This window comes from Methylomagnum ishizawai, from assembly GCF_900155475.1.
Lineage (GTDB): Bacteria > Pseudomonadota > Gammaproteobacteria > Methylococcales > Methylococcaceae > Methylomagnum > Methylomagnum ishizawai_A.
Window position 1 is genome coordinate 1,668,535 of sequence record NZ_FXAM01000001.1, and the last position, 25,467, is coordinate 1,694,001.

The following is a 25,467-nucleotide window of genomic DNA, read 5'->3' on the forward strand; positions in this document are numbered from 1 at the left end:
AGGAACGCTCCATGCATGAGTTGATAGGCGATCTCCTGAACCACGCCCAGGGGGCGACCCGTTACAAATGGACCATGGCGGTCACGGCCTGGCTGGTGTGCCTCCTGGGCTGGGTGTTCGTCTCGCAGATGCCGGACCGCTACGAGGCCGAGGCCCGCGTCCATGTCGATACCCGCTCGGTGCTGCGCCCCCTGCTCACCGGCCTCGCGATCCAACCGGACGTTTCGGGCCGCATCCGCCTGATGGCGAAACTGATGTTCAGCCGCCCCAACCTGGAGAAGGTCGCCCGCATGACCGACCTCGACCTCGGGGTCAAGAACGAGACCGCCATGGAGGAACTGGTCAAGCGCCTACAGGATTCCATGAAGATCAGCGGCGGCGAGAGCGATTTGTTCACCATCGCCTTCCAAGACCCCGACCCCAAGGTCGCCAAGAAGGTGGTGCAGGCTTTGCTGACCATCTTCGTCGAGCAAACCCTGGGCGAATCGCGCGAGGATTCCAATTCCGCCCAGAAATTCCTCGACCAGCAGATCAAGGAATACGAAACCCGGCTCCAGGTTTCGGAAAAGGCCAGGGAGGAGTTCAAACGCGCCAATTACGGGATGCTGCCGGGCGAAGGGGCCAATATGTACGACCAGGTGTCGGCCTTGGCCAAGCAGTTGGAGGAGGCCAAGATGGCCCAGCAGGAAGCCATGGACCGCCGCGACGAAATGCAAAGGCAGTTGGAGGACGAAGAGGCCACGGCGGCGGAGCGTGGTGCCGAGACCCCGGCGCAGGAAGCCGAAACCACGCCCTTGGATACGCGCATCCAGACGCTACAGTCCAAATTGGACGAATTGATGCTCAAGTACACCAAGAGCCATCCCGATGTGGTCGCCGCCCGCAAGACCTTGGCCGATTTGGAGCGCCAAAAGGAAGAAGAGTCCGCCAAGGCCAAGGCCGCAAGCCGCGCCGACGGGGGACCGCCGCCCGGCGTGGCCGAAAATCCCGTGTATCAGCAGATGAAGCTGGCCCTGGGCGAAGCCGAGGCCAATGTCGCCACCCTGGCCTCCCGCGTCAAGAACTACGAAAGCAAGATCGAGAGCCTCAAGCAGCAAATGGACCAGCGCCTCAAGGTGGAAACCCAGTTGCAGGGGTTGAACCGCGACTACGAGGCCATCAAGACCAACTACAACCAATTGCTGACCCGGCGCGAAACCGCGCGCATGTCGGAGAACGTCGAGCAGAATACCGACAGCGTCAAATTCCGCATCGTCGATCCGCCCCAGGTGCCCACCAAGCCCGCCGCACCCAACCGGATATTATTATCGACCCTGGTGCTGTTCGTGGGGGTCGGCGGCGGTTTGGCCCTGGCCATCTTCCTGGCCCTGTTACGCCCCGCCTATGCCAGCACCCAGAAACTCAGGGAAGTCACCAACCTGCCGGTGCTGGGCAGCGTGTCCATGAACTGGATACCCGATGTCAGGCGGCGCAAATGGCGGCAATTCGTGAATTTCGTAATCTCTTTCGCGGTGTTGTTATTGGTGTTCGCGGGGGTGTTGACCCTGGAGGTCAAGGGTTATCACCTGCCTCCCTTTATTTAAAGCCAGGAGCGTGCCCCAGTGAGCATGATCGAAAAAGCCGTCAACAAGGCGATGGAACTGGACCCTTTCCAAGCCCCGCCCGAACCCGAGGTCCAGGTCCAGCCCGAAACCCGGCGGGCGGCGGTCCCGTCCGAAACCCCCGATATCGCCCCGCTGGCGGAGCCGCGCCAGGTGTCCAAGAGTTACCCGGTGGATTGGGTTTCCCTCAAGGCCCGTGGGATGCTGGTGCCGGAGATGGCCACCACCGCCCTGGCCGAGGAATACCGGGTCATCAAGCGGCCTTTGCTGATGAACGCCTTCCCGGAAGAGGACAACGGCATCGAGCGGGCCAATCTTATTTTGGTGACCAGCAGCGTGCCGGGCGAGGGGAAAACCTTCACGGCCATGAACCTGGCCCTGAGTATCGCGATGGAGCGCGACAAGAACGTATTGCTGATCGACGGCGACGTGGCCAAGCCCTCCATCGCCGGCTTGTTCGGCATCCCGGTCGAAACCGGCCTGACCGATTTGCTCAAAGACAAGAGCTTGCGTTTTTCCGATGTCGCGGTGAAAACCGATATCCCTAATTTCACCCTATTGCCGGCCGGTAAGCAGGACCGCCATTCGACCGAATTGTTGGCCAGCGACGCCATGAAGAAACTGGTCAGGGAGTTATCCGAGCGCTATCCCGACCGCATCGTGATTTTCGATTCGCCGCCGCTCCTGGCCGCGACCCAGGGCGCGGTATTGGCGAGGTTGGTGGGGCAAATCGTCCTGGTGATCGAGGCCGATTCCACGCCCCAGTATGTGGTGCAGGAGTCCATCGCCAAACTCGAAGGCTGCGATGTCGTGGGTTGCGTTTTGAATAAGACCAAGAAGGGGTTTGGTTTCAATTATTACGGATATTTCTACGGCTACGGCTACGGCTACGGGTTTTATGGGCAACATCAGAAAGACTAGGGATGCTTGCCGTGAAGCCTGGCCGGAGGGCCGGGCGTCCGCCGTAGCCGCGCTGGTATCCGTGGGGGTGGCCCTGGTGCCGGGGGACGCCGCTGCCGAATACTGGCGCAATAACTTATATGTGCAAGGTAGCGAAATCTATTCGAGCAATATCAACCTCTCCAATGCGGCCACCGGGTCGCAAAAAAACCAGGATTCCTTCACCACCCTGCTCAGGCCGGGAATTTCGATCCAGCGCCAGGGGAAATGGAATCTCAACTTGAATTACAGTATGCAGAACCTGTTTTACCAGGGGAGCGAATCATATTCGAGGATCAGTAATTTTTTGCAACTCAACACCCACGGCGAGGTGATTAAAAAATCATTGTTCGTAACGGCTTATGGCACGGTTGGTCAATATAATAATAGCTCTCTATTAAACCCGCGCTATCAATTGGATAATATATCCAGGCCGGGCAATTCTAGCGAATATAAGACGTTTAGCGTCAATCCTTATTGGACCCCACACTTTGGCGGATACGTCGATGGCGTGGTAGGGGTGAGATACTCCAATGTGTCGGGTATTTCCGGTGGCGGCGTGAATGGTGGCGGGAGTAGCGGTTCCAATTTGGTGGGCGAATATTTGAACTTATATAATGGCAAGGAGTTCAATATTCTGGGGTGGCGGGCGAATTTTATTAATCAAGATAGTTTCCTGGAGAATTCTAGCTCCAGCAGCAATAACTACGCTTATCGCAACTTGAATGGGGAAGTACGTTATCGCTGGAGTGAGCAATTTGAGCCTTTCATCCAGGCCGGCAGTTTTCAGAATAACTTCGGCGGCAACACTTCGAGCGTGAACAGCGCCCGCAACGGTGGCTATTGGAACGCGGGCTTGATTTGGTCGCCAAGCCGTAAAACGTTTTTGCAGGCGGGGTATGGGCCGAATAATTATTTCATATCCGCCTTGTGGCAGCCTAGCAAGCGGACCTACTTCAATGTCACGTTCCGTGATAGCAATGTGGGCGGAGGTTATGGGGGCTATGGGGGTAGTAGTTATGGTGGTGGTTATCAGGGGTATAGTAGTAATAATAATAGCTATGGTAGCAGTGGCAGTGGTCAAACGGGAGGGACAGGATTTTCGGGTGCTGGAATAAGCAGAGGAAACGGAAGTAATTGCGGTGCCAATGCGAATGGATCATTGGGCATGGGCAGCATGGGTGGCCTAGGCAATCTGAGCGGGATGGGTAGCGGATTGGGCCTCGGCGGTTATGGTACCGGAGGCTTGGGAGGATTCGGCAGTTTGTCGGGTGTCAGCAATGTCGGGGGGACAAACAATGGATCGGTGGGGCAATTGGGTGGATTCAATGCCGGTACCACATGGAATGCCTTTTTTTGCCACGCTACCCGCTTGACGAGTTTACTGGCCTCATATAACGAGTATATCACCACCTCCCAGATCGTACTGGCGAACCAGCAGGTTTTTGACCAGGGCGGCGGAGCGGGTTCCGCCAATAACCAATTATTCATACCGATCAACCAGCCCACGCTCACCAACGAGGCCATTACCCAGAAAAGAGGTCAGGTGGGCGTGGGTATCCATTTTTCCAAAACCAATCTCAATTTTTCCGGCTACCAAGCCAATATCGATTATCAATATTCAGGTAGCCAGGATTTATTGGGGCTGTCCGCCGCTTGGAGTTGGCGTTTCATGAAAAACACCACGTCGCAATTGATGTTCGCATGGCAATCCACCGATGCCACCAACTCATCTCAATTGAAAAGCAGTAATGATTTCTCAATGGTATCTTTGGGGATATATCGGACGTTTGCCAAGGGGATGAGTGGAGGTTTGAACTACTGGCATTCCGAGCAAACCTCTAGTAATCAAGCCAATAGTTATATCGAGGACAGGGTGATGGCCAATGTGTTCGTAAGGTTTTAAGCCGCCATGTATGACGCTTTCTACAATCTGAAGAAAAAACCCTTCCAACTCAATCCGGACCCCGAGTTTTTCTTTAACAGCGCGGTGCATCGACGTGCTTTGGCTTATTTGCGCTATGGCTTGGCCCAGGGCGAGGGTTTCGTGGTGGTAACTGGCGCTCCCGGTACCGGTAAGACCATGTTGGTCAAAGAACTGTTCGAAACCTTGAGCAACAAGCGCGTTGTGGCCGGTTTGATGGTTACTTCCCAAGTCGGGGCGGAAGATACGCTGCGCATCGTCGCGGCGACCTTTGGCTTATCCTATGATGGCGATGCCAAGGCGATTTTGCTGAAAAACCTCGAAAATTTTTTCAAACTCAAGGCGCGGGAAGGCAAACGGGTATTATTGGTGGTGGACGAGGCGCAAAACCTGCCATTCCAATCCATGGAGGAATTGCGGATGCTGCTGAATTTCGAAATGGACGGCAAGCCGATATTCCAGGTTTTCATGCTGGGCCAGGAAGAACTACGCTCTACCTTGAAAGGCAATAAAATGGAGCAGGTCAGGCAGCGGATTACCGCGATCTACCATTTGCGGCCGCTGGAGGAAGAGGAAGCCAAGGAATATATCTTGCACCGCTTGACGACTGCGGGTTGGAATCATGATCCCAAAATCAGCGACGGGGCTTTTCGCGAGATTTATCAATATACTTCGGGAACCCCCAGGATCATCAATACCCTCTGTGATCGATTGATGCTCTATGGGTATCTCGAAGAATTGCATGAATTGGATGAAGTATCTGTCAAAACCGTGGTTGGCGAGATTGAACAAGATGCCGTTCGTAGCCGGTCCTCGGTGATTTCAGAAACCGATGAAACCACGCCAATGGAACATATCCATGCGGGTGCCGCTAGATATGAAATGCCATCGGGTAATATCGAGGAGCGTTTGGCCCAACTGGAACGCACGGTGGCCGGGTTACGTAATACCGTGAATAAAGAGCGGGCTTTGCTGAGGAAGGCGATTTTATTGCAATTGGATATGGAACAAGTTTATCAGGATACCCCGATAGAATAGCCATGCCAATGGGGCGTTTTTATACCATGCCATTTGTTTGTTTCGGGGTGATAGCGTGTTAGCGAAAATATCGGGAACCGCGTCCGATCATCAACCGGTCAATGCCATGACGGTGGATGTGGAGGATTATTTCCAGGTTTCGGCCTTCGAACCTTATATTCCACGTCAAGCGTGGGATCGCTTGCCGTGCCGGGTGGAATCGAATACCGATAGGATATTAGCCTTGTTCGCTGGGCGCGGGATAAAAGCCACGTTTTTCACCCTGGGCTGGGTAGCGCGGCGCTATCCAGGTTTGGTGCGTCGCATCGTCGAGGCCGGCCATGAATTGGCTTGCCATGGACTTGCTCATGTCCGGGTGACCCAACAAACCCCTGATGAATTCCGGGAGGATGTCAGGCTTGCCAAGCATATACTGGAAGATATTTCCGGCCAGCCCATCCTGGGTTATCGTGCGGCCAGTTATTCCATCGGAGCCAAGAATCTATGGGCGTTTCCGATATTGGAAGAACTGGGGTTCCAATATAGCTCCAGTATCTATCCGGTCCGCCATGATTTATATGGGATGCCCGAAGCTCCCAGATTTGCATTCCATCCCACCGCTTCCGGCGATGGGTTATTGGAGTTGCCCGTCACTACCGTGAAGTTGGGCGGGAATAATTATCCTTGTGGCGGGGGCGGCTATTTCAGGCTATTACCCTATCCTCTATCGCGCTGGGCGATGCGGCGGGTGAACCGGATCGACAGGGAATCCTGTATATTTTATTTTCACCCTTGGGAAATCGATCCCGATCAGCCACGCCAATCGGGAATCGGCCTGAAAACCCGTTTCCGCCATTATCTCAATCTTTCCAAAATGGAAACCCGCTTGACCGCCCTATTGCGTGATTTCGTCTGGGATACCATGGCGAATGTTTTCCTGTCCAAAACCGAAATCCACTCCGCTGTCCGGTAAGCCCCATGCAGATCAAAGTATTAGATGAGAACCGCGAGGGCGAGTGGGATGCGTTTGTGGAAACTTGCCCGGAGGCGGGTTTTTTCCATAAGGCTGGCTGGAAACGGGTGGTCGAGCAAGCCCTGGGACATCCCCAGACCTTCCTCTATGCCGAGGCGGCGGGTCGCATCGTCGGGGTTTTGCCCTTGGGGCAGGTCAAGAGCTTATTATTCGGCAATGCTTTGATTTCCAGCCCATTTTGCGTCTATGGCGGCGTGGCGGCGGAATCCCCAGAAGCGCGGCAGGCTTTGGAGGCGTATGCGGTGCGTATGGCCCATGAACTCCAGGTCGATTATCTGGAGTTCCGCAACCGGGTCGCCTCGGGTTCCGGGCGTCCCACCAAATCTCTATATGTGACTTTTCGCAAAACCTTGGACCCCAATCCAGACCAGAATATGAACGCCGTACCCCGGAAACAGCGGGCCATGATCCGTAAGGGGATCGCGGCGGGGTTATCCAGCGTTATCGATACCGGGGTGGACCGGTTTTACGATGCCTATGCCGAAAGCGTCCGCAACCTGGGGACGCCGGTATTCCCCAAACGTTTATTCATCCTGCTCAAGCAAGTGTTCGGCGAGGCTTGCGAAATCCTGACCGTGGAATACCAAGGGCGGCCTGTCGCCAGCGTGATGAATTTTTATTTCCGCGACCAGGTGCTGCCTTATTATGGCGGTGGTATCGAACAGGCCCGCGATTTGAAAGCCAATGATTTCATGTATTGGGAAGTCATGCGCCGGGCGGTGGAAAAAGGCGTGCGGGTGTTCGATTTTGGCCGTAGCAAGGAGGGCACCGGGTCTTATCGTTTCAAGACTCATTGGGGTTTCGAGCCTGAACCTTTGCCCTACGAATATGAATTGGTGCGGGCCGGGAAAATGCCCGATATTAACCCCTTGAATCCGAAATACCGTTTGTTCGTGGCGGCGTGGCGACATTTGCCGGTGCCGATGAGCAAACTGGTCGGGCCTTGGATCGCCCGTAATCTGGGTTGAGCGCGCGGGGAATGCCTACCAGCCATGAAAGACATTTTGTTTCTCGCCCACCGCATTCCATTTCCGCCCAACAAGGGCGATAAGATACGCTCGTTCCATTGGTTGAAGTATTTATCGGAATCCTACCGGGTGCATTTGGGCGCTTTCGTGGACGACCCCGAGGACCTGCGCCATATCCCGGAGGTGGAGTGCTATTGCGCCGGAACCTGCTTATTGCCTTTGCATCCCAAACTCGCCAAGCTCCGCGGTTTGAAAGGGTTGGTGAGCGGCGCGGCTTTGAGTATCCCTTATTATGCGGATCGGCGGATGTCGGCTTGGGTCGATGGCTTGCTCGCCCGCACCCAGGTCGCGGGTATCCTGGTGTTTTCCTCGGCCATGGCCCAGTATGCCGAACCCCATCCCGCCGTGCCGTGTATCGTCGATTTCGTGGATGTGGATTCCGATAAATGGCGGCAATATGCCGGGAATAAACCTTGGCCGACCGCCTGGATTTATCGCCGGGAGGCTAAGAAACTCCTGGATTTCGACCGCCGCGTCGCCGCTCATGCGACCCATGCCTTGTTTGTTTCGGAACACGAGGCCGGTTTGTTCAAAACCCTGGCTCCGGAGGTGGCGGCGCGGGTGCGGGCTTTGGAAAATGGTGTGGATACCGATTATTTCAATCCAGGACAGGATTATCCCAATCCCTATCCCGAGGATGTGAAACCCCTGGTATTTACCGGGGCCATGGATTATTGGGCCAATGTGGACGCCGTGGCGTGGTTTGCCGACGCGGTGTGGCCCGCCCTGCGCCGCGAATGCCCGCAAGCCCGGTTTTATGTGGTGGGTTCCCGGCCTACGGCGGCGGTGGCGGCCTTGGGGCGGCGCGATGGGATCGTGGTGACGGGCGCGGTACCCGATGTCCGGCCCTATCTGCATCATGCCCGCTGCGCGGTGGCTCCCCTGCGGATCGCGCGGGGCATACAGAATAAGGTGCTGGAAGCCCTGGCCCTGGCCAAGCCGGTGCTGGCCTCGTCCCCGGCGATGGAAGGCATCGAATGCGGGTCGGCCCCGTTGGCGGTGCGGGTCGTGGATGGGGCGGAAAGCTGGCGCTCGGTCGCCCTCGATCTGTTGCGCGACGCTGCCTTGCCCGCCGTGGTGCCGGAGAACCGGAGTTTCGTGCTGGAACGTTATGGCTGGAGCAATAGCCTGGCCCGCTTGGGCGGCTGGTTGGAGGCGCTATGAAAATACAGGATTCGGCCCTGGGTGGGACCGGGGCGGAAGTGGTTCCCGGCTGGCCCAAGGCCTTGGGCCTGACCCTCGCGGCGGTCGCGGCCTTGTTGGGTCTCTACCACGATACTTTGGCGTCGATGCTGGCGATTTGGCAGCGCTCCGACACCTACGCCCATGGTTATTTGATCTTTCCCATCAGCGTGTGGTTGATCTGGCAAAAACGGGCGGTGCTGGCGCGGATCGCCCCCCGGCCCGATTACCGGGCGGCGCCGGTGCTGGCCCTGGGTGGATTGGCTTGGTGGCTGGCCCATGCCATCGATGTATTGGTGGTGGAGCAATTGGCCTTGGTGGGCATGATTCCGGCCCTGGTGTGGTGGATGCTGGGCTGGCCGGTGTTGCGGGCGGTGTTGTTCCCCATGGGCTTCCTGGTTTTTGCCGTGCCGATGGGGGAATTCCTCGTCCCGCCGCTGATGAATTTCACCGCCGATTTCACGGTGGCGATGCTGCAATTCACCGGCATCCCGGTGTTCCGCGAAGGTACTTTCTTCAGCATCCCCAGCGGAGATTGGTCGGTGATCGAGGCGTGCAGCGGGCTGCGCTATTTGATCGCCTCGATCACCCTGGGGTTTTTATATGCCTATATGAGCTACGTATCACCGTGGCGGCGGCTGGCGTTCATGGCCTTGTCGGTGGGCTTGCCGATCATCGCCAATGGTCTCCGGGCCTATATGATCGTGATGATCGGTCATCTGAGCGGCATGACCTTGGCGGTAGGGGTCGATCATTTGATCTATGGCTGGGTGTTCTTCGGTTTCGTGATGCTACTGATGTTCTGGGTCGGTTCGTTCTGGACTGATATCGACGTGGCCCAGGCCGCTTCCCCGGTTCCGGCCCCGGCCGGTACCGCGCCCGATGGTTGGGCTTTCGGCAGGGCGTGGGTGCTCGCCTTGCTGGTCGCCGCCGTGGGACCGGCGCGGGCCGCCTATGTCGGAGCCCTGGAAGCCAGCCGGGACCGGGACCCGGTGGTGATGGCCTTGCCGGAAGGCGGCGGGGCTTGGCAAGCTGTTCCGGCCTTCACCGAATGGACGCCCCATTATTCGGGCCAGGACGCGGGGGCCGACCGTGCCTATGGCAACGGCGCGGACAAGGTGGCGGTCTATGTGCGCTATTACCGCCATCAAAAGCAGGATGCGGAATTGATCAACTCCCGCAATATGCTCATCCCCCAAATCCATGATGTTTGGAAAATGCCGGAGGAGCGGTCGGTCGAAGTCTCCTTGGCGGGTCAGCCGGTCACGGTATTGCAAGGCTTATTGAAATCCACGGCGGGACAACGCCTCCTGGTGTGGCGCTGGAACCGCATCGGCGGCAGCCGTACCGCCGGCGATTACCAGGGGAAACTCTTGGAAGCCAAGGACAAACTCCTGGGTGGTTCCGGCGAGGGTGCGGCTTTCATCTTCGCCACCGAATATAGCGGCGACCCCAAGACGGCGGAGCCGGTCTTGCGGCGCTTCGCCGAGGCGATGCTGCCCGTCCTGGAACACAGTCTGGATCAAGCGGTGGCCCGGCGATGAACCCGGCGCCGTTGATCGTCCATATCATCTACCGGCTTGGCGTCGGCGGCCTGGAAAACGGCTTGGTGAACCTCATCAACCACGGCGGACGTTATCGCCATGCCGTGGTCTGCCTCAAGGACGCCACCGAGTTCCGCCAGCGCCTGCCGCCGGAGGTGCCGGTCTACGAGTTGCACCGCAGGGAAGGCCAGGATTTCGGCCTGTATGGGCGGGTCTACCGTTTGCTGCGGGAATTGCGGCCTGCCTTGGTCCACACCCGCAATCTGGCGGCGCTGGAATGCCAATTACCGGCTTGGTGGGCGGGGGTCCGGGCGCGGGTGCATGGCGAGCATGGCTGGGATGTGTTCGACCCCGAGGGCCGCAACCGCAAATACCAATGGCTGCGGCGGGCCTATAAACCCCTGGTCCAGCGCTATATTCCGCTGTCCCGGCATTTGGAGGATTATCTGCGGGAGCGCGTCCGGGTACCGGAAGACCGTATCACCCGGATTTGCAATGGCGTGGATACCGCCGTGTTCCATCCGCCGCGGCAGGGCCGGGCGCTGATCGGGGGATGTCCGTTCGGCGCTGGCGAAGGGCGGGTGTTGCTGGGCACGGTGGGGCGGATGCATGGCGTCAAGGACCAGCTCAATTTGGTGCGGGCTTTCCTCCTGTTGCTGGAACAGCGCCCGCAATGGCGGGAAAACCTGCGTTTGATCCTGGTGGGCGACGGCCCTTTGCGGGCGGAAGCCATCGGCTTGCTCCGCGCCGCCGGGGCCGAAGCCCTGGCCTGGTTGCCCGGCGAGCGCGGCGATGTGGCCGCGATCCTGCGCGGCCTGGATATTTTCGTCCTGCCGTCCCAGGCCGAGGGCATTTCCAATACGATCCTCGAAGCCATGGCGACGGGGTTGCCGGTGGTCGCCACGGCGGTGGGTGGCAATCCCGAACTGGTCGCCGACGGCCTGACCGGAACCCTGGTCCCCAGGCAAGACCCGGCGGCCTTGGCGGCGGCGCTGGCCCGTTATCTGGACGACCCGGACACCCGCCGCGCCCAGGGCGAGGCCGGCCTGGCCCGCGTCCAGGAACGCTTCAGCCTGGACGCCATGGTGCGGAACTATGAGGCGGTCTACGCTCAATTGCTCGCGGCCCATCACCCCGCCCAACCAGAGGGAACGCCTTAAATGTGCGGAATCGTCGGCATTTTCGACATCCAAGGCGGGCGCGGCATCGACCGGGATTTGCTCGGGCGCATGAATCAACGCCAGTTCCACCGGGGACCGGACGAGGGGGGGGTGCATACCGAACCCGGCCTGGGTTTCGGCCATCGGCGGTTGTCGATCATCGATCTGTCCAGCGGCCAGCAACCCTTGTTCAACCGGGATAAAACCGTCGTCGTCACCTACAACGGCGAAATCTACAACTTCCAAGCCTTGCGGGCCGAACTGGAAGCGTTGGGCCACCGTTTCGAGACCCATTGCGATACCGAGGTCATCGTCTACGCCTGGGAAGCCTGGGGCGAGGCTTGCGTGGAGCGGTTCCGGGGCATGTTCGCCTTCGGGCTGTGGGACCGGACCCGGCGGACCCTGTTCCTGGCCCGCGACCGGCTGGGCGTGAAACCCTTGCATTACGCCGTCCTGCCCGATGGCTGCTTGGTGTTCGGCTCCGAACTGAAAGCCCTGCTGGCGCATCCGGGCCTGCCCAGGCGGATCGACCCACAAGCGGTCGAGGATTATTTCGCCTATGGCTATGTCCCCGATCCCAAGACCATCTACCGCGATGTGTACAAGCTGCCGCCCGGCCATACGCTCACGCTCCGGCGCGGCGGGCCGGTGGGTGCGCCCGTGGCTTATTGGGACGTGCCGTTCGCCGTGCGTGAAAACCTGGACGAGGCCCAGGTCCGTGGGGAATTGATCGAACGCCTGCGCGAAGCCGTGGACATTCGCCGGGTGGCCGATGTGCCGCTGGGGGCGTTCCTCTCGGGCGGGGTCGATTCCAGCGCGGTGGTGGCGATGATGGCGGGTCTTTCCGAGCAGCCGGTCAATACCTGTTCGATTGCCTTCGGCGATCCGGCCTACAACGAATCGCGCTACGCCGCCGAGGTTGCCGGGCGTTACCACACCCATCACCGGGTGGAACAGGTCGATCCCGAGGATTTCTCGCTGATCGACCGCTTGGCCGGGCTGTACGACGAACCCTATGCCGATAGTTCCGCCCTGCCGACCTACCGCGTCTGCGAATTGGCGCGGAAGGAGGTCGTCGTGGCCTTGTCCGGCGATGGCGGCGACGAGACCTGGGCCGGTTATCGGCGCTACCGCTTCCATGGCTACGAGGAACGGGTGCGTGCGCTGCTACCCTTGGGGCTGCGCCGTCCGCTGTTCGGGACGCTGGGCCGTTGGTATCCCAAGGCCGATTGGGCGCCCAAACCGCTGCGGGCCAAGGCCACCCTGGAAGCCCTGGCGCGGGATTCGGTCGAGGGCTATTTCCATGGCGTGTCACTGTTGTCCGATGTCCAGCGCGGACGGATGTTCAGCCCCGGCTTCAAGCGCGAGTTGCAGGGCTACCACGCCGTCGAGGTCTTGCGCGGCTGGGCCGCGAAGGCACCGACCCGGCATCCCATTTCCCTGGCGCAATATCTCGACCTGAAAACCTACCTGCCCGGTGATATCCTGACCAAGGTGGACCGGGCCAGCATGGCCCATGCGCTGGAAGTGCGGGTGCCCTTGCTGGATCATCCGCTGGTGGAATGGGTGTCCTGCCTGCCGCCCGCGCTGAAACTACGCGGCACGGAAGGCAAGTTCCTGTTCAAGCAAGCCCTGGAACCCTATTTGTCCAAGAATATCCTCTACCGCCCGAAAATGGGTTTCTCGATCCCCTTGGCGGCTTGGTTCCGGGGACCGCTTCAAGCCAAGCTGCGGGCGGCGGTGTCGGGTCCGGCGCTGGCCGGGTCGGGCTGGTTCGATATGGACTATCTCAAAGCCATGCTGGACCAGCACCAATCCGGTATCCGCGACCACAGCGCCGGGTTGTGGGCGCTTTTGATGTACGAATCATTCCTGCGCCTCGACCCGTAAGCGCCACTGCTCCCGATACCTATGCGAATACTCCATATCCTCGACCATTCCATTCCCCTGCACAGCGGGTATACCTTCCGTACCCGCGCCATCTTGGAGCAGCAACGCGCCCTGGGCTTCGAGACCTACCATATCACCTCGGCCAAGCACAAAGGGCCGGCGGCCTGGGTCGAGGACGTGGAGGGTTTCCGGTTCTTCCGCTCGCCGCCTTCGGCCAGTTGGTACGCCCGGCTGCCGGTGTTCAACCAGTTCGCCATCGTCGATAGCCTGGCCAAGCGCCTGGGCGAGGTCATCGAGGACGTGCGGCCCAATATCCTCCATGCCCATTCGCCGGCCCTGAACGGCTTGGCGGCGCTGCGGGTGGCGCAATGGTATTCGCTGCCCCTGGTGTACGAATGCCGGGCGTTCTGGGAAGACGCGGCGGTGGACCACGGCACCAGCCGCGAGGGCGGTTTGCGCTACCGGGGCACGCATTTCCTGGAAACTTATGTGTTCAAGAAGGCGCAGGCCATCACCACCATCTGCGAAGGCTTGCGCCAGGATATCATCGGGCGCGGCATCCCCGCCGGAAAGATCACGGTGATTCCCAACGCGGTGGATATCCAGCGCTTCCAGATCGCGGGCGAACCCGATGCGGCTTTGCGCGGGGAACTGGGATGGGTCGGCAAAACCGTCTTGGGCTTCATCGGCTCGTTCTATGCCTACGAGGGCTTGCCGCTGTTATTGGAGGCCATGCCCCGGTTATTGGCGCAACGGCCCGATTTGCGTTTGTTATTGGTCGGCGGCGGTCCGCAGGAGGAATATCTGCGTGGTAAGGCCACCGAATTGAATCTCGGCGACAAGGTGGTTTTCCTGGGCCGGGTGCCGCATGACAAGGTGCAGAAATATTACGATCAGGTGGATATTTTCGTGTACCCGCGCCGTTCCATGCGGCTGACGGAATTGGTGACGCCCTTGAAACCCTTGGAGGCCATGGCCCAGGGCCGTTTGGTGGTGGCTTCCGATGTGGGCGGACACAAGGAATTGATCGAGGACCGCAAAACCGGCTGGCTGTTCAAGGCAGGCGCGGTGGACAGTTTGGAACGGACCCTCCTGGAATTGCTGGACCGGCCCGGCTGCTGGCCGGATATCAAGCGGGCCGGGCGCGAATTCGTCGAGACCGAGCGCAATTGGCAGGCCAGCGTGAAACGCTATCTCCCGATCTACCAAAAATTGGCCGGGGAGCGCTGTCCGTGAGCCTGTGGGAAGCGGCCTACCGGCTGGCGGCGCGGGGGTTGTCGCCGGCGGGCGGGCGGGCGCGGCTCAGCATCCTGATCTACCATCGCGTGCTGCCGGAGGCCGACCCGTTGTTTCCGGGGGAAACCACCGCCGCCGGTTTCGACCTGGAAATGGGCTTGCTGAAACGGGTGTTCGCCGTGCTGCCCTTGGGCGAGGCGGTCGCCCGCCTCAAGGCCGGCACGCTGCCCGCCCGCGCCGCCTGCGTGACTTTCGACGATGGCTATGCCGACAACGCCACCCACGCCTTGCCGATCCTGCGGAAATACGGCTTGCCCGCTTGTTTTTTCATCGCCACGGCCTATCTGGACGGGGGCCGGATGTTCAACGACACGGTGATCGAGGCGGTGCGCCGGGCCAAGCCGGAACGGGTCGATCTCGGGCGTTTCGGCCTGGGCGAACACGATCTTTCCAGCCCGGAAGCCAAGGCCCGCGCCATCGGGGCTATCCTGTCCCAGGTGAAATACCTGCCGCCGGATCGGCGCGAGGACACCGTCGCCGGATTGGCGGCGGCGTTGACCGGCGCGGCTTTGCCCACCGACCTGATGCTGACCACGGCCCAACTCCAAGCCCTGCGCCAAGCCGGGATGGACATCGGTGCCCACACCCATCGCCATCCCATCCTGGCCAAGCTCGATCCCGCCGCCGTCCGCGCCGAAATCGCCGAGGGCGTGGCGGCGCTGGAGGGGATTCTGGACCAACGGGTCGGCCTGTTCGCCTATCCCAACGGCAAGCCCGGCAGTGATTATCTGCCGCAACAGGCCGCCATCGTGCGGGAACTGGGCTTCGACGCGGCGGTGTCCACCCAATGGGGCGCGGCCTGCGCCGCCAGCGATCCTTTCCAATTGCCGCGGTTCACGCCTTGGTCCAGGGATAAGGCCAGATTCCAGCCGCAGTTGTTGCGGAACCTCGTGCGTTCCTATTTCTAGCCGGAAGTTTCCGCGCTAAGTTAAGGCTTGCGAATAAGGTTCCGGCATTCCTATGGAGGTGCTCATGCAAGCCGCTCCCGACCTTGAACAACCTAATAGTTCAAAATTTTTGATCTACCCGCAGGAAGCGGATGGACGCCAGTTTCGGCTGAATCCCGGCCTCTTTATACAAGGAAAAAGCCCGCGATGGCGGGCTTTTTCGTGGGCGGGAGGGAAACGGCGTTAGGCGAACTTCGCGCCCTTCTTGGCCGCGATCCGCATCCTGAGCGCGTTCAGCTTGATGAAGCCTTCGGCGTCCTTCTGGTTGTACGCGCCCTTGTCGTCCTCGAAGGTGGCGATGTTCATGTCGAACAGGCTGTCGCTGGCCGACTGACGGCCCACCACGCTGACATTGCCCTTGTACAGCTTGACCCGCACCTCGCCGTTCACCTTGGCCTGGGAGGCGTCGATCATCTGTTGCAGCATCAGGCGCTCGGGGCTCCACCAATAGCCGTTGTAGATCAGGCTGGCGTAGCGCGGCATGAGTTCGTCCTTGAGGTGGGCCACTTCGCGGTCCAGGGTCAGGGATTCGATGGCGCGATGGGCTTTCAGCATGATGGTGCCGCCGGGGGTTTCGTAGGCGCCGCGCGATTTCATGCCGACATAGCGGTTCTCCACGATATCGAGCCGCCCGATGCCGTTGGCCCCGCCCAGTTGGTTCAGCTGGGCCAGCACCTGGGCCGGGGTCAGGCGTTCGCCGTCGATGCTGACGATATCGCCTTGCTCATAGCCCAGCACCACGTAGGTGGCTTGGTCCGGGGCGGCTTCCGGGCTGACGCTCCAGCGCCACATGTCTTCTTCCGGCTCGGCCCAGGGGTCTTCGAGGATGCCGCCTTCGTAGGAGATATGCAGCAGGTTGGCGTCCATGGAATAAGGCGAGCCTTTGCCGCGCTTCATTTCGATGGGGATGTTGTGCTTTTCCGCGTAGGCCAAGAGGGTTTCGCGGGAACTCAGTTCCCATTCGCGCCAGGGGGCGATGATCTTGATATCGGGCTTGAGGGCGTAGGCGCCCAGTTCGAACCGCACCTGGTCGTTGCCCTTGCCGGTCGCACCGTGGCAGATGGCGTCGCAGCCGGTTTCGTTGACGATCTCGATCAAACGCTTGGCGATGAGCGGGCGGGCGATGGAGGTGCCGAGGAGGTATTCGCCTTCATAAATGGTGTTGGCGCGGAACATCGGGAATACGAAGTCGCGCACGAATTCTTCCTTGAGGTCGTCGATATAGATTTCCTGGATGCCCATCGCCGTGGCCTTGGCGCGGGCGGGTTCCAGTTCTTCGCCCTGCCCGAGGTCGGCGGTGAAGGTGACGACTTCGCAGCCATAGGTTTCCCTGAGCCATTGCAGGATGACGGAGGTATCGAGCCCGCCGGAATAGGCGAGGGCGACTTTTTTCACGGTTTGGGTGGACATGGTGATTAGCTGATCCGGGAACGGGAAAAGCGGGAGATTATAGCCGCGACCACGCGGATTCCGGGCAAAAAAAAGCCGCCTTCCTAGGGCGGCACCGAGACAGGGTCAAGAGGGAGTAACTCAAAAGGCGGAAGCCGGTGGGAGCCGCCGGACCAAGGCGGTCTCCCGGAATTTGGTGCGTGCCGATGAGGGCGGGCCGAAAGCGTTTTTCATGCGACACCGTGCGGATGAAAATCACTTTCGGGCGGCATCCTTGCCTGGCGCTCACCGGCCGCTAGGGCTTATAAAGCAGGCTCCGTGCCAAGCGCGATGCCCGCTAAATCCGGCGGGGTGGCGGCGGTGTGCGCCATCCTGTGGGGCAAAATCCGGGGAAAGCTCCGGGAATTGCCGCATGTGGCATCCCATTCCGGTGCCGGCCCGGCTTGTGTTCCCCCGCCCGCCGTGGACAATGGCCTTCCCGCGCCCGATGGCGCGGCCTCCCGAATTCCAATCCGGCGGTACCTCATGAAATCAGCGGCCTTTTTCGATCTCGACAAAACCCTGCTTCCGTTTTCCACCGAGAAGCGTTTCGTCCAGCGGCTCCACGCCCGCAAACTGGTGGGCCTGCGGCAGTTGCTCGGCGTATTGCTGGCCTATCTGCGCTATCAGCGTTTGGACGAGGCCGGCTATGCGGCGATGAAGCGGGGCATTGTCCGCGACTTGCTGCGCGGGAAATCCCGGGCCGAAATCGCGGCGGTGGCGGAACAGGTGTTCCGCGAAGTGTTCGCACCAGCCATACACCCGGAAGCCCGCGCCGTCATCGCCCAACATCGGGCCGAAGGCCGGGCGGTCTACCTCGTGTCCGCCACCGTCGATGCCGTGGCGGATTGTTTCGCCGCGCATCTGGAAGTGGACGGCTGCCATGCCACCACCTTGGAAGTGGTGGCGGGGCGGTTCACCGGCGAGGTCGTGGGCGGGGTGTGCTATGGCGGCGCGAAGGCCGGGATCGTGCGCGAAATCGCTGAACGCGAAGGGATCGATCTGGCTTTGAGCCATGCCTACGGCGATTCCTACGAGGACCGTTATATGTTGGCGGCGGTAGGTTATCCGGTGGCGGTCAATCCCGATCGGCGCTTGGCGGCCTGGGCCGGGGAGCGAGGCTGGAACTTGGCGCGGTGGGGGACATAGGTAGGAATATGGAAAAGGGCTTTTGCTGCAATCCTCCGAACACAAGTGCGCTCTGACGTGGAACGAATGAGTGGCCCTATCAAAGGGATAGGCGGCATATGGCTCAATGGCGTGGCTTGTGGGTCTTGAAGTTATAATGAATGTGTTTCTTGATGTGGTTGGGGTGCGGCGCTAATCCGCACCGCCTGTATTTAAAGGCACTATATGTCTAGGAGATACCGAATGAACTTTGAGTCCCGCAAGTTTTTTGCCGGACTGGGGACGGCAAGCGAACCCCGCCGCCGTCGCTCCCCAAGGTCCGCCGTGCCGTTGGTTTTGGCCTGTATCGGCGTGATCGCGCCTACCACCCTTTACGCGAAGCAGACCCCGGCGCAGGCCATCCAGTCCCAGGTCGCCGAGGGTTTGAGGCTCGCCGTTACCGCCCAGGCCAAGGTCGCGGAATATTTCGCGTACCGGGGCATAGCCCCTGCTGATCGGATTGACGCCGGCCTGAGTGCCGCGCCCAGCGATACCATCGGTAAATATGTGACCGCGCTCGATATTTCCGGGGGCGTGATCACCCTCACCTACGGGAACCAGGCGAACGCGGAGATCGTCGGTGCGACCCTCACACTCACTCCTGGGCGTTCAGCGGACGGCAGCATATCCTGGCAATGCGGCCTCGCCCCGGTGCCGCCCGGTGTTATGCCCCTGCCCGGCGTGGGGGCGGGATCAACCTCGGTCCCAAACGAGTATTTGCCCGCGCCCTGCGGCCTGTCGAACGCTCCATCCATCCCATCCCAGGTTAACGAGGGCTTGGGTCTGGCGGTGGCGGCGCAGGCCAGTGTCGAGCGCTACATCAAATCCCATGGCACCGCGCCCCAGGACCGGAGCCAGGCCGGGCTTTCCCCGTCCCCGACCGACACGGTGGGCAACTATGTTTCGGGGGTGGATATTAGTGGTGGGGTGGTCAATATCGCCTATGGCAATTTCGCGGCCGCCCCCATCGCGGGCATGGTCCTCGCGCTGACCCCGTACCGCTCCGCCGACGGGTCGATCACGTGGCAATGTGGGCTGGCCCCCGCGCCGGTGGGTTTGAATCCGGTGGGGAGTATCGGAAACACCACCCTGGATAGCCAATATCTTCCGGCGCAGTGCAGCGCAGCTGGTGCGGCCGCGATCCCGAAGCAGGTATTAGAGGGGTTGAAACTGGCAGCTCCGATCAAGCTCAAGGTGCAGAACTACATCGCCAAGGTGGGTTCCGCTCCGGCGAACCGGGCCGCTATCGGCCTGACACCTAGTGCCGCCGATACCAGCGGCAATTATGTGAGTTCGGTGGATGTCCGGGGCGGTGGGATTACTATCACCTATGGCAACCGGGCTAGCAGCAGGATAGTCGGCCAGAGCTTGGGCCTCACACCTTGGCGGAACAATGGTGGCGATGTGGTCTGGCAATGTGGCAATTCAGTTGTGCCCACTGGAACGACTCTCCCTAACGGTAGTGTTCCTCCAATAACCACTTTCAACGATACTTACTTACCGCCGAATTGTCAGATTGGGGGTGTCGCTCCTATCGACAAAGACATCCAGGAAGGCTTGCGCTTGGCAAGGAAACTACAGGCCACAGTTGAAAAGATTTATAAGACTCAAGGGATGCTCGCCAATGCCAACAGTACCAATTTGGGTTTGCCATATCCTTCGGATATCAGTGGTAATTATGTGCAAGGGATCGCGGTGGCTGCGGGAGCATTGACCATCACCTATGGTTGGGGTGCGAATGTGAATCTTACGGCAAGGACGCTGGGCTTAACCCCCTATGTTTCGCCGGATGGCAAGCTTACTTGGGTCTGTGGCAATGCCAACATTCCGACGGGCTTCTTTTCACCTATAGGGGGAGGTTTAGCAGCGACCACCGTTGCCAATGAGTATCTGCCTATAAACTGCCGACCCTAAGCCCCACCTAATCCGACCCAGTGCCGTGGTCTCCGCAGCGGGACCACGGCGTGGGCTTCGTTATCCGCAGCACTTCTTATACTTCTTCCCGCTCCCGCAAGGGCAGGGCGCATTGGCCAGCGTCTTGCCCTGGTGGGCGATCTTGCCGTGATAAGCGATGGTGCCGTCCAGATAAACCCAGCGCCCTTCCAACCGGTGGAAGCGGCTGACCTCGTGGATCATATAGGTGTCCTCGCCCAGTTCGAACTGGGCCTTGAATTCCACCACGCCGCGCTGGTCGTCCTCGCCACCGCCGAGGGTGGCGAGGATATCCAGCTTGGACCAGACGCGGGCGTCGCCTTCGAAATCCAGCTTGGCCGGACAGTGGGCCGGGTCCCAGGTGTCGCGGACGTAATCGGCGTCGCGCAATTGGAAGGCGGTATAGCGCGAGCGCATCAAGGCTTCCGGCGTGGGGGCCGGGAATTGGCGGGACAGTAGGGGGCCGCAGCACTGGCCGTAAAGCTGGCCGGAGCCACAAACGCAGGGGGCGAAAATATCCATGGAACAAACTTGCAAGGGGATTGGAAGATGCCCCGGAAGGCTCGTGGGATAAGCCGTCCGGCGCGGGAGCGGGGATTCTAGCAGGGTCGAGGGACGCCTGGCTTCATCCTATTTTTTGTTCTTTTCTTCTTTCGACTGATGTTCGCGGTCGTATTCCATCCCCGCCTTGACCTCCTGGATGGCTTGGTTGATGGCTTGGATCGCGGAGCCGCGATGGCCGCCCTTATCCTGGCTCGCCCTTTGCAAACTGTCCTTAGCCTGTTTCAGGTAGTCCAGGGCGTTTTGCATATTCGGCTGCTCAGCGAGGCAATGGGAAGAGCCGAGTGTCAAGACGAGTGCTGGGATGATCAGGGAGTGTGTTTTCATGGGGCTTACCTCTCGCGGGATGAAGGGATGAGCGGGCCGCGCCGGAGCGCCGACCGGGCCGCGGCAGTATGCCATTCCTCCCGCGCCGGGTCGATGTCCGCCGCCCAGGCTCAAGCGGCGACTTCGGCCTGCAAGGCCCGCAAGCTTTCCTCCACCCCGGCAGCATGGGTCAATTCCGCCACGTTGTCCTTGGTGAAGAAGCCTTGGAAATCGCCGAAGCGCTGTACATATTCCACGATCAAAGAGGAATATTCCGAAGCGCTGGAGAAAATCTGTTTCAAGCCTTCTTCCTGCGAGCCGATCACGTCCAGCAGGAAATCCTTGCCGCATTCCCGCAGGGTATCGACCACGTAATCGATATTGGTTTTGCCCTGGGTTTCGCCATCGTTCACCGCCACCGCGAGATGATGCAGGCGCGGCCCGAAGTTACGCACGAATTGCTCGGTGGGCGAGGGCAGTTTCAGCAGGTGGTTGACGAAATAGGGATGGTTGGCCGCTGTAAATACCTTGGCCGGGCTTTCCAACTCGTTCTCGTAATGCACGCTCTTGGTGACATTGGTCGAGGAGTTTTGCGCGGCGATATCGTAGGAACCCCAATAGTAATAACTGGTGAGCGTCAGATATTCCAGGATCGAGGCTTCGCGGTTCTGGCTGTAAATACGGGTGGCGAGATGGTCGATAGGTAGCAGCAAGGGATCGAGCCCCAGTTTGGCGCGGGTTTCCTTGGCTTCGAGATAGGCCCGCTGCACATCGTCGCGGATGCAGCTCAAGCCCAGCGCATAGACGCGGATACTTTGCTCGGGCCGTTCCCAATAACCCACGATATTATGGGTATAAGGCGAAGGCTTGACCACGGCCATATTACCCGGTAATTCCAGTTTGCGGATTTGCTCTTGGTTGAAGAAACGCACATCGCGGGACTTTTGTAATTCCACCACCTCGTGCAGGTTGCTGACCCGGAACACTTCGCCCATATAGCGCGAATTGGGTTTATGGGCACCGATGGGGTAGACCTCGTTCAGGCTGCGGAAAATCCCCTGGGTCATGGGGTTTTTCACCTCGCGCACCAGGATATCCGGCGCATTCATGTCGATGCGCAGGATGTGGGTGTTATGGCTTTCCGATTCCAACGTCACCAAGTATTCATAGGGCGTCATCAGGCAGAGTTCGCCCACATAGGGTACGGAATGGCCGGGTTCCACCGTAATCATCAGGGCGTCGATCTGGCGGATCATCTCGGTCAGGCCGACCCGGTCGCGTTCTTCCAGGAGGTTGGTCAGATATTCCTCGAAGAAAGGGGAGTTTTGCTTGTCGCCATAACGGGGGAAATGCAAAGAAGAAACGGTCATCGAAAGCCTTTTTGTCTTTTTCGTTCCCGCGCGCCGCGTGGGAATGGGTTCAAGGACGCGCCGCGTCCCAGGATTGGAAAAATAGCCCGGATGCGGCATAGCTGAATCCGGGCTATGGGGTTTACTGGACTATGCCGCTTGCTGCTGCGTAGGCGGCAAGGTTTCCGGTTGCTCCCGATAGAAATACTGCGCCGAAACCGCCGCGTGAATATCGCCGAAATCCTTCTGGCATTGGTCCAGATATTCGTGCAGCACGGCGGGGGTCAAACCCTCCCAGCGCAAGCCCGCCAAACGCCGCCAGGACCGCCGTGCCGCCCGCATGGCCTGGGCGTGGTCGGGCAGGGTGGAGAGGCATTCGTCGATCTTGGCGAGGCAATGGCGCACGGTGCGTGGGAAATGCGGGTCCAGCAGCAGATAGCTCAACACGGCGGTGCCGCGCACATGCACATCGACATGGCGGCGGTACATCTGATAGGCGCTCAAAGCCTTCAAGACGCTCATCCATAGCCGTTCCTGGATCGGCTCCAGGGCGCCGCCATCCCGCGGCAACAGCACGGCGGAATTGATATCGACGATGCGCGAGGTCATGTCCGCGCGTTCCAGGTTGCGTCCGAGTTCGATGAATTGGTAGGCCAGATCGTGGCTCATACAGCCGACCAACATCCCCGCCAGGGATTGGCCGCGGTCCACCACCTGGTTCAACACCTCGTAGCGCTGCGCCCGATTCTGGGCGGCGGCGGGGGCGTGTTCGCGCATATAGAGATAAAGCCCGTTCACCCGCTCCCAGAATTCCTTGGGCAGGATTTCGCGGAAGGTACGGCTGTTCTCGCGGGCGCAGCGCACGCAGGACACCAAGGAACTTGGATTGCGCTCGTCCTGGATCAGGAAGCGCATGATATTGGCTTCGTTGGCCTCGGTATAATGTTCGTCGAATAACTTATCTAGCCCGACCACTTTCAGCAGGATATCCCAGCCGAAGGACGCGCCCTTCGGTAGGTCCAGCAGTACTTGGGTGGTGGTATTGATGAGGCGGGCGGTATTCTCGGCCCGTTCCAGATAGCGGGCCATCCAATAAAGATTCTCGGCGACTCGGGATAACATTTTACTTATTCCTCCGTATCTACGATCCAGGTGTCTTTGCTGCCGCCGCCCTGCGACGAATTCACCACCAGGGAACCAGCCTTCAAAGCCACGCGGGTCAGGCCGCCGGTGGTGGCGTACAGCCGGTTCGATTGCAACACGAAAGGCCGCAGGTCGAGGTGGCGCGGCGAGAGATGGTCGCCGACCAGGGTGGGGGCGGTCGAAATATCCAAGGTGGGCTGGGCCATATAGTTGCGCGGATTGGCGCGGATCAATTCGGCGAATTTGGCGCGCTCCTCCGGGGTGGCCCTGGGGCCGATGATCATGCCGTAGCCGCCGGATTCGTTGGCGGGTTTCACCACCAGCTTGTCCAGGTTGTCCAGCACATAATCCCGTTCCTCGTCGTACATACAAAGATAGCTCGGCACATTGGCGAGGATGGGCTCTTCGTTCAAATAGTATTTAATGATTTTGGGCACGAAGGCATAGACCACCTTGTCGTCGGCCACCCCGGCACCGGGGGCGTTGGCGATGCCGACCTTGCCCGCCCGCCACGAGCGCATCAGGCCGCGCACGCCGAGGGTGGAATCCTCGCGGAAGACTTCCGGGTCGAGGAAATCGTCGTCGATGCGGCGATAGATCACATCGACCCGGCGCGGCCCGGTGATGGTCCGCATATACACCTGGTCGTCGCCGCCGACGAATAAATCCGAACCCTCCACCAAGACCGCACCCATCTGCTGGGCCAGATAACTATGCTCGAAATAGGCCGAATTGAAGATGCCGGGCGTCAACACCGCCACCACCGGGCGTTCGACCTCGCGCGGGGAAAGCGCGGCCAGGGTGTCGTAAAGCTGGGTGGGGTAGTCGTCCACCGGCAGGATGATGGAGGATTGGAACACCTCCGGGAACAGCCGCTTCATCAACTGGCGGTTTTCCAGCATGTAGGACACGCCGGAAGGTACGCGCAGATTATCCTCCAGCACATAGACCGTGCCGTCCTTGTCGCGCACCAAATCGGTCCCGCACACATGCGCCCACACGCCGAAACGGGGCGAAATCCCCCGGCATTGTTGGCGGAAATTGCGCGAGCCTTCCAACACCTCGGCGGGAAACACCCCGTCCTTGACGATTTGCTGGGTGTTATAAAGATCGTTGATGAACAGGTTGAGCGCGGTCAGGCGCTGTTTCAGTCCTTCCTCGATCCGTATCCATTCCTTTTTCGCCAAGACCCTGGGGATGATGTCGAACGGCCAGGCGCGGTCGATATTGCCGGCCTCGCTGTAGACGGTGAAAGTGATGCCCATGGTCATGATGGCGGCGTCCACCGACTGGCGGCGGGCATCCACCTCGCTGGGCGGGAGCGAATCGAGGTATTCGAACAAGGCCCGTGCGGCGGGCCGGGGTTTGAGGTCGGTGTCTAGGAGCTCGTCGTAAGCTTGGTTGAGGGCATATTCGTCGTGGGCGATTTTCATGGGCGCTGTCCTGGGTCTTTTCGCTCGGGGTTTGCAGAAGCCGTGCCACGGGGTGGGGGCGCGGGAATGGCGGGCCTGCGGGCCGGAACGGGGTGGGCCGGGCCGGGCCGGGATGGGGGAGTTTTCGGGCGTGGCTTGCACCTGGATGGTGCGTGGACGGATTTTGGGCGTCCAAGCGCTCGATGCCGATAGTGAAGGGCGGTGGCTGTGTGGGTTCCCGCCAAGACCCGCCGCTCCGGGATAAACTCGCTTGTCTTGGTGGCGGAGAGCGCTTGCTTCGGCATTGAAACCCCGCATCTGATCCAGAAGCCCGCTTTCTCGGGGATTAAATAACCGTTTTCAGGTTTTCATAAAAGCGCCTGCTGGAGGGTGCCGCAAAACGGTACTTTCGTGGATTGGGAGACAGCTTATAATCGGTTCCGCGACATCTTCCATATCGCCGCCAACGGGGACCGTACCCGGATCGCGATGCCGTTCGCGCCGTCTTGGTCGAGCGTTTGAATCAATTGGCCGCTTCATTTGAAGTTGGTGGGCGCTGGCGACACCAAGGAATTGCTGGGAACGGGATTTGGATCGATCCGGCGAGT

At 60.0% G+C, this 25,467-nt stretch carries 20 protein-coding genes; 14 read left to right on the top strand and 6 right to left on the bottom strand.

Features of this window, described 5'->3' with window-relative positions; all coding sequences use genetic code 11:
- Positions 1-11 precede the first annotated feature (11 nt).
- Genes B9N93_RS07570 through B9N93_RS07625 form a run of 12 tightly spaced genes read left to right on the top strand, consistent with a single transcriptional unit; the run spans position 12 to position 15,522 of the window.
- Positions 12-1,583 (top strand): XrtA system polysaccharide chain length determinant, encoded by a 1,572-nt coding sequence (locus tag B9N93_RS07570; protein WP_085212366.1) that lies wholly within the window; start codon positions 12-14, stop codon positions 1,581-1,583.
- Between the two features lie 24 nt (positions 1,584-1,607).
- Positions 1,608-2,522: an XrtA-associated tyrosine autokinase gene (locus tag B9N93_RS07575; protein ID WP_085212368.1), complete on the top strand. Its 915-nt coding sequence runs from the start codon at positions 1,608-1,610 to the stop codon at positions 2,520-2,522.
- Positions 2,500-4,446: a porin family protein gene (locus B9N93_RS24550; protein WP_125468886.1), complete on the top strand. Its 1,947-nt coding sequence runs from the start codon at positions 2,500-2,502 to the stop codon at positions 4,444-4,446. The genes B9N93_RS07575 and B9N93_RS24550 overlap by 23 nt, the downstream gene beginning before the upstream one ends.
- A 6-nt stretch (positions 4,447-4,452) precedes the next feature.
- The gene (locus B9N93_RS07585; protein WP_085212372.1) at positions 4,453-5,502 is read left to right on the top strand and encodes an XrtA/PEP-CTERM system-associated ATPase; all 1,050 of its coding nucleotides are present in this window, start codon (positions 4,453-4,455) and stop codon (positions 5,500-5,502) included.
- Positions 5,503-5,557: 55 nt separating this feature from the next.
- Positions 5,558-6,454: an XrtA system polysaccharide deacetylase gene (locus tag B9N93_RS07590; protein WP_254899354.1), complete on the top strand. Its 897-nt coding sequence runs from the start codon at positions 5,558-5,560 to the stop codon at positions 6,452-6,454.
- Between the two features lie 5 nt (positions 6,455-6,459).
- Positions 6,460-7,482 (top strand): FemAB family XrtA/PEP-CTERM system-associated protein, encoded by a 1,023-nt coding sequence (locus B9N93_RS07595; protein ID WP_085212376.1) that lies wholly within the window; start codon positions 6,460-6,462, stop codon positions 7,480-7,482.
- Positions 7,483-7,506: 24 nt separating this feature from the next.
- Positions 7,507-8,706 carry a TIGR03087 family PEP-CTERM/XrtA system glycosyltransferase gene (locus B9N93_RS07600; RefSeq protein ID WP_085212378.1) on the top strand — a complete coding sequence of 400 codons (1,200 nt, stop codon included), beginning with the start codon at positions 7,507-7,509 and terminating at the stop codon, positions 8,704-8,706.
- Entirely contained in the window at positions 8,703-10,268 is a 1,566-nt protein-coding gene (gene xrtA, locus B9N93_RS07605; RefSeq protein WP_085212379.1) for an exosortase A, read from the top strand. Before B9N93_RS07600 ends, xrtA begins: the two co-directional genes overlap by 4 nt.
- Positions 10,265-11,428, top strand: a complete 1,164-nt coding sequence (locus B9N93_RS07610) for a TIGR03088 family PEP-CTERM/XrtA system glycosyltransferase (protein WP_085212381.1) — start codon at positions 10,265-10,267, stop codon at positions 11,426-11,428. Before xrtA ends, B9N93_RS07610 begins: the two co-directional genes overlap by 4 nt.
- Positions 11,429-13,318 (top strand): XrtA/PEP-CTERM system amidotransferase, encoded by a 1,890-nt coding sequence (locus B9N93_RS07615; RefSeq protein WP_085212383.1) that lies wholly within the window; start codon positions 11,429-11,431, stop codon positions 13,316-13,318.
- 21 nt (positions 13,319-13,339) lie between these two features.
- Positions 13,340-14,554: a TIGR04063 family PEP-CTERM/XrtA system glycosyltransferase gene (locus tag B9N93_RS07620; RefSeq protein WP_085212385.1), complete on the top strand. Its 1,215-nt coding sequence runs from the start codon at positions 13,340-13,342 to the stop codon at positions 14,552-14,554.
- Positions 14,551-15,522: a polysaccharide deacetylase family protein gene (locus tag B9N93_RS07625; protein ID WP_217807278.1), complete on the top strand. Its 972-nt coding sequence runs from the start codon at positions 14,551-14,553 to the stop codon at positions 15,520-15,522. Before B9N93_RS07620 ends, B9N93_RS07625 begins: the two co-directional genes overlap by 4 nt.
- A 222-nt stretch (positions 15,523-15,744) precedes the next feature.
- Here the strand turns inward: B9N93_RS07625 and B9N93_RS07630 are convergent, their stop codons facing one another.
- Positions 15,745-16,971, bottom strand: a complete 1,227-nt coding sequence (locus B9N93_RS07630; protein ID WP_085212387.1) for an argininosuccinate synthase — start codon at positions 16,969-16,971, stop codon at positions 15,745-15,747.
- A gap of 504 nt (positions 16,972-17,475) precedes the next feature.
- Here B9N93_RS07630 and B9N93_RS07635 point away from each other — a divergent pair.
- Positions 17,476-18,138, top strand: coding sequence for an HAD family hydrolase (locus B9N93_RS07635; protein WP_176225182.1), 663 nt, complete (start codon positions 17,476-17,478; stop codon positions 18,136-18,138).
- A gap of 222 nt (positions 18,139-18,360) precedes the next feature.
- Positions 18,361-20,070 (top strand): pilin, encoded by a 1,710-nt coding sequence (locus B9N93_RS07640; protein ID WP_125468887.1) that lies wholly within the window; start codon positions 18,361-18,363, stop codon positions 20,068-20,070.
- A 60-nt stretch (positions 20,071-20,130) separates the two neighbouring features.
- Here B9N93_RS07640 and B9N93_RS07645 read toward each other — a convergent pair whose 3' ends face one another.
- The 5 genes from B9N93_RS07645 to B9N93_RS07665 form a co-directional block, all read right to left on the bottom strand.
- Positions 20,131-20,610 (bottom strand): YchJ family protein, encoded by a 480-nt coding sequence (locus B9N93_RS07645; protein WP_085212393.1) that lies wholly within the window; start codon positions 20,608-20,610, stop codon positions 20,131-20,133.
- A 108-nt stretch (positions 20,611-20,718) separates the two neighbouring features.
- Positions 20,719-20,976 (bottom strand): hypothetical protein, encoded by a 258-nt coding sequence (locus tag B9N93_RS07650; RefSeq protein ID WP_125468888.1) that lies wholly within the window; start codon positions 20,974-20,976, stop codon positions 20,719-20,721.
- 110 nt (positions 20,977-21,086) lie between these two features.
- The gene (locus B9N93_RS07655; RefSeq protein ID WP_085212397.1) at positions 21,087-22,325 is read right to left on the bottom strand and encodes a hypothetical protein; all 1,239 of its coding nucleotides are present in this window, start codon (positions 22,323-22,325) and stop codon (positions 21,087-21,089) included.
- A 129-nt stretch (positions 22,326-22,454) separates the two neighbouring features.
- On the bottom strand, positions 22,455-23,426 hold the full coding sequence (locus tag B9N93_RS07660; protein WP_085212399.1) for an alpha-E domain-containing protein: 972 nt from the start codon (positions 23,424-23,426) through the stop codon (positions 22,455-22,457).
- A gap of 5 nt (positions 23,427-23,431) precedes the next feature.
- A complete protein-coding gene (locus B9N93_RS07665) occupies positions 23,432-24,880 on the bottom strand; it encodes a circularly permuted type 2 ATP-grasp protein (protein ID WP_085212401.1) in 1,449 nt (482 codons plus the stop codon).
- Positions 24,881-25,467 lie beyond the last annotated feature (587 nt).

Excerpts from the sequence above, each read along its gene's own strand:
- B9N93_RS07575 (WP_085212368.1), top strand. The coding sequence starts at position 1,608 with ATGATCGAAAAAGCCGTCAACAAGGCGATGGAACTGGACCCTTTCCAA.
- B9N93_RS07610 (WP_085212381.1), top strand. The coding sequence starts at position 10,265 with ATGAACCCGGCGCCGTTGATCGTCCATATCATCTACCGGCTTGGCGTC.
- xrtA (WP_085212379.1), top strand. The coding sequence starts at position 8,703 with ATGAAAATACAGGATTCGGCCCTGGGTGGGACCGGGGCGGAAGTGGTT.
- B9N93_RS07665 (WP_085212401.1), bottom strand. The coding sequence starts at position 24,880 with ATGAAAATCGCCCACGACGAATATGCCCTCAACCAAGCTTACGACGAG.
- B9N93_RS07595 (WP_085212376.1), top strand. The coding sequence starts at position 6,460 with ATGCAGATCAAAGTATTAGATGAGAACCGCGAGGGCGAGTGGGATGCG.
- B9N93_RS24550 (WP_125468886.1), top strand. The coding sequence starts at position 2,500 with ATGGGCAACATCAGAAAGACTAGGGATGCTTGCCGTGAAGCCTGGCCG.
- B9N93_RS07570 (WP_085212366.1), top strand. The coding sequence starts at position 12 with ATGCATGAGTTGATAGGCGATCTCCTGAACCACGCCCAGGGGGCGACC.
- B9N93_RS07585 (WP_085212372.1), top strand. The coding sequence starts at position 4,453 with ATGTATGACGCTTTCTACAATCTGAAGAAAAAACCCTTCCAACTCAAT.
- B9N93_RS07600 (WP_085212378.1), top strand. The coding sequence starts at position 7,507 with ATGAAAGACATTTTGTTTCTCGCCCACCGCATTCCATTTCCGCCCAAC.
- B9N93_RS07615 (WP_085212383.1), top strand. The coding sequence starts at position 11,429 with ATGTGCGGAATCGTCGGCATTTTCGACATCCAAGGCGGGCGCGGCATC.
- B9N93_RS07640 (WP_125468887.1), top strand. The coding sequence starts at position 18,361 with ATGAACTTTGAGTCCCGCAAGTTTTTTGCCGGACTGGGGACGGCAAGC.
- B9N93_RS07645 (WP_085212393.1), bottom strand. The coding sequence starts at position 20,610 with ATGGATATTTTCGCCCCCTGCGTTTGTGGCTCCGGCCAGCTTTACGGC.
- B9N93_RS07655 (WP_085212397.1), bottom strand. The coding sequence starts at position 22,325 with ATGACCGTTTCTTCTTTGCATTTCCCCCGTTATGGCGACAAGCAAAAC.
- B9N93_RS07660 (WP_085212399.1), bottom strand. The coding sequence starts at position 23,426 with ATGTTATCCCGAGTCGCCGAGAATCTTTATTGGATGGCCCGCTATCTG.
- B9N93_RS07650 (WP_125468888.1), bottom strand. The coding sequence starts at position 20,976 with ATGAAAACACACTCCCTGATCATCCCAGCACTCGTCTTGACACTCGGC.
- B9N93_RS07630 (WP_085212387.1), bottom strand. The coding sequence starts at position 16,971 with ATGTCCACCCAAACCGTGAAAAAAGTCGCCCTCGCCTATTCCGGCGGG.
- B9N93_RS07620 (WP_085212385.1), top strand. The coding sequence starts at position 13,340 with ATGCGAATACTCCATATCCTCGACCATTCCATTCCCCTGCACAGCGGG.
- B9N93_RS07635 (WP_176225182.1), top strand. The coding sequence starts at position 17,476 with ATGAAATCAGCGGCCTTTTTCGATCTCGACAAAACCCTGCTTCCGTTT.